The following is a 6797-nucleotide window of genomic DNA, read 5'->3' as shown; positions in this document are numbered from 1 at the left end:
CGGAACGGGAAAGTGCGCGTCGCTTGAAGTGTATCTTGTTGCTTGACAACAAGATGAGCATGGGCAGAGCATCGCAAAGAGGCTGGAACTTCAGTTTAAAGCGACGGACAAGGACGAAGAACGGGGAGCGTTACGAGTACTGGGAACTGGCGCGCACGGTACGCACGGCGTCGGGGCCGCGCCACGAGACGGTCGCCTATCTGGGCAAGCTCGACGAGGGCGAGGCGCGAAAGGAATACGGCTGGTCCGACGTCGACGCGATGCTTGAGGGGCGTGAGGCGGAGTCGCCCCGGCAGCCCGCTTTGCCGGGCCTTGGCTCGGATGCCGGGCCGGAGTGGCGACGGATCAACGTGCGCGGTGTGCGCGTGGAACGGGTGCGGGAGTTCGGGCGGATCTGGGCGGCACTGGCCGTGTGGCGGCGGCTCGGGCTGCACCGGCTGCTGGCAGGCCTGATGTCGGCGGGACGGGAGCAGGCCGGATGGGATCTGGTGGCGTGCGTTTTGACGGCGGGCCGGTTCTGCGGGCAGACGAGCGAGTTGGGCGTCTCCGAACGGTGGTACGTGGGCACAGCGCTGCCAGACCTGCTGGGGGTGCCCGCAGAACGGATGAACGAGAGCCGCCTGTACCGGGGGCTGGACGAGCTGCTCGGGCACAAGGACGCGATCTGCCGCCACCTGCAGGAACGATGGGGCTCATGGTTTGGCACGGGGTACGACTTCCTGCTCTACGACGTGACGAGCACCTATTTCGAGGGGGAGGCGGATGCGAATCCGAAGGCGGCGCGGGGCTATTCGCGCGACAACCGCCCCGACTGCAAGCAGGTGTGCGTCGGCCTGGTCGTGACGCGGGAGGGGCTGCCCGTCGGCTATGAGGTCTTCGCCGGCAACCGTACGGACGTCACGACGCTCGAAGAAATCGTGGAGATGATGGAGCGAAAGTACGGGAAGGCCAACCGGGTGTGGGTGACTGACCGCGGCATCGTCAGCGAGGACAACCTGGATTTCCTCCGAGGACGCGGCGCCCGCTATCTGGTCGGCACGCCGAAGAGCATGCTGCGCAGGCACGAGGCGGAACTGCTGGACGCCGACGGTTGGCAAACGATCCGCGAGGGACTGGAGGTCAAGCTGGCGGCGTCCCCAGACGGCGCGGACGAGCGTTTCGTGCTCTGCCGCAGCCGCGACCGGGCCGCCAAGGAGCGCGCCATGCTGGAACGTCAGATCGGGCGGCTGCGCAAGGCGCTGGACAAGATCGACGCCGGGCTGCGCAAACGGCCATCGTCCGACGCGCAGAAGGTCGAGCGCCGGATCGGCCGCTGGCTGGGGCGCAACCCGGCTGCGGACCGGGTCTTCGACGTCGCGGTCGCCAGAGACGCCGACGGCCGCGCCTGTGCGCTGCGCGTGGCCGAGCGCGCCGAACGGATGGACTGGTCCTCGCTGGCCCACGGCGCCTACCTGCTGCGGACCAACCATGTCTCCGAGGATCCCGCCGAACTCTGGAAGTGGTACATCCAACTCACCCAGGCAGAGGCGGCGTTCCGCACGTCCAAGAGCGACCTGGCCCTGAGGCCCGTCTTCCACCAGAACGAACACCGCGTCGACGCCCATATCCTTGTCTGCTTCTTGGCACTGGCCATGTGGCGCACGCTCGAACAGTGGATGGCGTCCAAGGGTCTCGGCACCTGCGCCCGCCAACTCCTTCTGGAGATGGACCGGATGCATGCGATGGACCTCACACTGCCGACCGACACCGGCGTAGACCTCCGCCTGCGGGTCGTCTCAAAACCGGAGAAACCGCTGGCGATGCTGTTGGATCGTCTGGGATTGAATGTGCCCCAGATACCGAAAATGATTGAAAATGTAGTACAGACTTTTTAGAACGTTTTGTTCATTTGCAACTGGTTATGAGCAAGAAAAGGGCGCAACTGGCGAACTCGGGCTAAAATTGGGCGCGATTCTTTGCCGCTCGTTTACGGGATCTCGTGCAACCCATGAGCACGGGCTGCCTGTATGAGGACTGAGCGCTTCGGCTCACAAGAGCGGGCGACGAGAGCGGTGGACGATAAAAAAAAAGATGCGACGCGTGTGCGTCGCATCTTTTTGCCGATAGCAGGGGCGATCAGGCTTTCTTGGGCAAACGACGGCGCAGGCCAATAGCCGCGCAACCCAGCGCCAACAGAGCCATGCTCGTCGGCTCCGGAACAGGAGTGTAATTGTATGTCACAGTCAGGAAACCCTCTGACATCCCAGACTCGAACGTTCCACGCACGGCTCCACTGGCGGTGTGCGAACTCGCCTGCGAGCTATAGAACGAAATCACATACGTCCCCAAACCTTCGTATAATGCAAAATCCTCCGAGTCTACGTCGCCGATATTCGGTCCGGTCTGGTTGCGGCTAGCATAAACAGGCCCGTCGATTCTATCAGTATTTCCGTTGGCCGCCAGCGTGTACTCCTTGGTTTGACCAGAGAACAACGTGTTGTCCAGCGACGCGGGCACGCGACTTCCTGTGATCAATGCGCTGATGCCTTGCTGCAATGTTCCACTCACAGACACCGAAGGCGCTGTGATATTCTCCACAGCGTAGTAGCCTCCCCAAGAATCAAGGCTGACGGCAATCGTCACCGACGTCAGCGTGCCGAGGGCGGTGTCGAATTTGTTTACAGTGAAAGTCGACTTTGTGTTTGACCCGGGCGAGATCTGCCCAGTGGTGAAATTCTGCGTAATGGTCGCGGCATGTACAACCCCGGTGACGGCCAGCAAGGCCAAGGAGGCAATAATCTGTTTTTTCACACGTTTCTCCAAACCAGATACCCTTCAGCAGAGGAGAAGACATTTCTCTCCTGTTGGGCTCAAAGTTAGCAAAGAGTCGGAATTCGCGCAAGCACAAATTTAGAAACACACACACCCGTAAATCTGGTACAGGCACACGCAAAAAATTCCATCATTTCTTTACGCCTGTTTGTTGTATAATCGCAAACGCTCTCGGAAAACCCTGCTCAGGTGTTTGCTAGAGAGCAACCGGAGTACAGCCCCTTCGGCAATGGCTTCGCACACGGGAGGCGAGGGTGCTGGGATCAGGTGTCTATACAAACAGGACTGAGTTATGAACGAAACGAAACCCCTTTCGGCCGTTCCGCCTGCGCTGTGGCGTATGCGTGGGTCGATCATACCCGGATTCTTGGCGTTGATTCTCTATTGCGTGACGCTGTCGCGAGGGGCTTATCCCGGTTTGCCGGCGGCTCACATCGCCTCGGCGGCCGGGTTGGCTCCCGATAGTATGGCAGCGCATCCGCTCTGGAAGCTGTTGACGGGGTGGCTGGCCCATGTGCCCCTGTTTCCCTTGGCGTTGCGGCTCAACCTTTTCTCAGCGGTGTGCGCCGCAGGTGCGATTGGCCTTTTGGGGCTGATCATGAAGCGATGGATGCTCTCGATATTACGCCATGGATGGGATGGTTTGTTTGAGCCGATGCGGCCGACAGATGGGGATGTTGACGAGAAATCGGAGCAGGCGTTCCTTCCCGGCCAGTCGTACGAAGCGGCGCTTTCGCAGGTCAGCGAGCGCGGGGATTACGACCGTCACGTGGCGCTTGCGGCCAGAATCGGCGGGTGGTGCGCGGCGTTGGCGCTGGCCGTCAGCGCGCCCTTCTGGACGGCTGCCACCCGGCTGACGCCCCATCCCTTTGATGTGTTGCTCCTGTTGCTTACCGTTGCGCTGATGCTGGCGCACGCAGAACGGCCTTCGTGGATGCGCGCCCTTGCGGCTGCTGCCCTGTGCGGGCTGGGATGTGTGGAATCCGAGATCTTTTTGCCGCTGGCACCGGTGCTCTTCTTGTTGCTGATCCGGAACCGAATCCGCGTGATCATGGCCTGGGAGCGGCATGCGGTGGTCAGTCTGCTGGCGGCTGTGGTCGGCGCGGGGACGGGGTTTCTGTTGGTGTGGCTCGTGCGTGCGCAGGCCGACGGCGTGGCACCCGGTGTGCGGTCTGTCGTCGGCGACGTGCTGCGCGCGCATTATGCCATGCTCGGCAATGCCCTGCCGCGGTCCGGCTGGGCATGGATCATGTGGTTAGTGTTCACTCCGCTCATGGTGATGATCGGCACCGCGAAGCGCGCCTTTGGGGGGCGGTCCGTCAGCTTGATCCTCCTTCACGTGGCGCTGACCGTAGCCGCAGCCTTATGCCTTCTCAATGCGCCTTTCACGCCCTGGGACCTGGCCCGCACCACCCTCTACCTCCCGGTTCCCGCCGCGCTGGCCGTTGCGGCGGTGATCGGCTATTTGGTCGCTTACTGGATGATGCTCTATGTGCCGCGAGACACCGTCGAGACCCAGCCCGATGTCAAGCTCCAGCCCGATGTCGAGCCCGTGCCTCGGTCGCATCGGGCGATCATGACGCTCAGCCTCGGCTTGGCCGCGCCACCCATCGTGGTGATCCTGGTGGCGGCGTTCCTCAACTGGGGTGTGGCCGACGGCCGCAAGGGCGCGTTTGTCGATACGCTGGCGCAGGATGTGTTGGATCGACTGGGGGGGCGCACGTGGATTGTGAGCAATGGGATGCTGGACAACCACCTGCTGATCCTGGCGCGCAAGCGGCGGATTGATCTCCGGCTCGTCAGCCTGGCCGACGGGACGAGCGCGAGCTGGTCGCGTCGCATGAAGGCGTTGATCGAGGCAGAACCGGCTTTTGCTGAACATCGCGCGCTGTTGCATAATGCCCTTGCGCGTGGTCCGGAATCCTTCGTTCAGGAGTGCCTGGCGATCGACCCGAAGGCACAGGATCGACTGCTGATCGTGGGTGTTCCCGAATTCTGGACCCTCGCAGGCTATCGGCCGATTCCCGAGGGGTTTGCAGTGAGCGGTGTACGCGATTTGGACGCATTGCGCGACCGCGATCTACTAGGCCCGAATCGGGCCTATTGGAAACGCATGGCTCGCGTGTTGGCTTCGGACGAATCCATGCCGTTTGGGCTCGCCCGTTTCCAGACTGTCTTGCGGCGCGAGGCCGGGCGTCAGGCGAATAATCTGGGTGTCGTGCTCACCGACCTCGAACGCCCCGAAGAGGCTTGCGAGGCCTTTGCTGCGGCGCGCGAGATCGACGCCCGCAACCTCAGTGCGATGTTGAACCACTACGCGCTGACGGAGGGAGAGGCTCAGGCCGAGGTGACGCGCGCGCTGACGGCGCGGCTCAAAGAGGAGAAGCGGGTCCCGCCGCTTCCGATCATCGTGCGGGCCTACGGAGATATTCGCCAACCCGGGGTTCTCACCTCGTACGGCGCCTCTCTGGCGAGCAGCGGGCAGATGGAATTGGCCCGATCTGAATTCGCCCGCGCCCTGCAACTCGGCACGAACAATGTCCCCATACACGAGCAGCTCGCCAGCTTGGCCATGCGACAGGGACGCGCGGACGAAGGCGAGCAGGCCTACCGCGAGGTCTTGGCGGCCCGGCCCAACGACGCTGCTGCAATGGCCGGCCTGGCATCGGTCGCTTTGGCCCGCGGGCGACACGAAGAGGCAAACACGTGGCTCGAAGCCGCCCGCAGCGCTGGTGCCCCTGAAAAGGCGCTGACCATTCCGACCGTCGCGAGGCTCGTCGCCGCCGGTCGTTCCGACGAGGCGCTCGCGCAACTGCGCGCGATGACCGACGCCGATGTGCCCAACATCGAGGCCTTGGCGCTGCTGGCGGATCTCTTGTTACGTCAGAATCAAACGAGCGAAGTTGAACGCCGCGTGGTGCCTGCCATGGTCAAGGCGGTGGGCCCCGGCGATCACGTCCTGATCCACTTGGTGCGCGCAAAACTGCTGCGCGTCAAGCAGCCCGTCGATTTCGCCGGCTCCCGCGCGAGCCTCTTGCACGCGCTACGGCTGCGCCCGGACCTCGCCGTCATCCGCGACGACTGGATGCAATTGGTCTTCGACTACGGCAGCCTCGCCGACCGCGAAAGCGACGCGAGCGCCGTGCTGCGCGCAGAACCCCATCACGCTTTCGCCAATTATCTCCTCGCCACAGTGCTGCTGGAGCGCGGCGAGCTGGCTCAGGCCGAGACCCTCTTCCGCCGCAGCTTAGCCACCCTGCCGACGGCCCTGGCGCATAACGATTTGGCCGAAACGCTCCGCCGGCTGAAGCGGCTTGAGGATGCGGAGCGTGAGGCGCGAGCGGCGCTCGCGCAAGACGACACCTCCTTCGCCGCATGGGACACGCTGGCGTGCGTGCTCCTGGACCTCGGCCGACTGGACGAGGCCGCCCAAGCGGCTTCGCGCGCGATCACGCTTTGCGAGCGCGATCCGCGCCTCCACCTCACCCTCGCCCGCGTATGCGTCGCGCAAGGGCGGACGCAGGAGGCACTCCGCATTCTCAATCAGCCGGTGATGCAGATCTCCATCCTGCCGCCCGAACTCAGCCGCGATGTCGCCCTGCTGACGAAACAGGCCGTCGAAGCGCGCGATAATGATGATCGCCAGTAAAGAGGGGCTATATAGAAGACGGGTTTTCCGTGCTTGATGTTCTAGACTGAAGTTCCAGCCTCTTTGATGCTCATTTTATGCTCACAACCCGTTGACTGAAGCCTATTTACGCGCCGTAAGCCGCAGCATTTCTCGTTCCATCTGCGCCCATGTAATATATAATATATCCAAATTATTTATTGGACATCGAAAGTCGAATTGCGTATCGTATCCCCATGTACATCGACATCGTTCCGAATCGCTCGTCCCCGCCCGCCGTGTTGCTGCGCGCAGACCACCGCGCGGGCGGGCGCACCATCAAGCGGACCTTGGCCAATCTGTCCGCACTGCCGCCGGA

The 6797-nt window shown here is 62.8% G+C and carries 3 protein-coding genes; 2 read left to right on the top strand and 1 reads right to left on the bottom strand.

Going from position 1 to position 6797, the window contains the following annotated elements; all coding sequences use genetic code 11:
• Positions 1-23: 23 nt before the first annotated feature.
• Positions 24-1874 (top strand): IS1634 family transposase, encoded by a 1851-nt coding sequence (locus FJ222_11445; GenBank protein MBM4165036.1) that lies wholly within the window; start codon positions 24-26, stop codon positions 1872-1874.
• Positions 1875-2115: 241 nt separating this feature from the next.
• Here FJ222_11445 and FJ222_11440 read toward each other — a convergent pair whose 3' ends face one another.
• Positions 2116-2802: a PEP-CTERM sorting domain-containing protein gene (locus FJ222_11440; protein ID MBM4165035.1), complete on the bottom strand. Its 687-nt coding sequence runs from the start codon at positions 2800-2802 to the stop codon at positions 2116-2118.
• A gap of 301 nt (positions 2803-3103) precedes the next feature.
• On the opposite strand from FJ222_11440, the gene FJ222_11435 reads away from it, so the two are divergent.
• Entirely contained in the window at positions 3104-6460 is a 3357-nt protein-coding gene (locus FJ222_11435; protein MBM4165034.1) for a tetratricopeptide repeat protein, read from the top strand.
• Positions 6461-6797: the final 337 nt, after the last annotated feature.

It is taken from the genome of Lentisphaerota bacterium, from assembly GCA_016873675.1.
Classification (GTDB): Bacteria; Verrucomicrobiota; Kiritimatiellia; order RFP12; family JAAYNR01; genus VGWG01.
The sequence above is the reverse complement of the archived record's forward strand: the minus strand, read 5'-3'. Positions and strand labels throughout refer to the sequence as shown.

Coding starts and splice junctions, on each gene's coding strand:
- FJ222_11435 (MBM4165034.1), top strand. CDS start 3,104: ATGAACGAAACGAAACCCCTTTCGGCCGTTCCGCCTGCGCTGTGGCGT.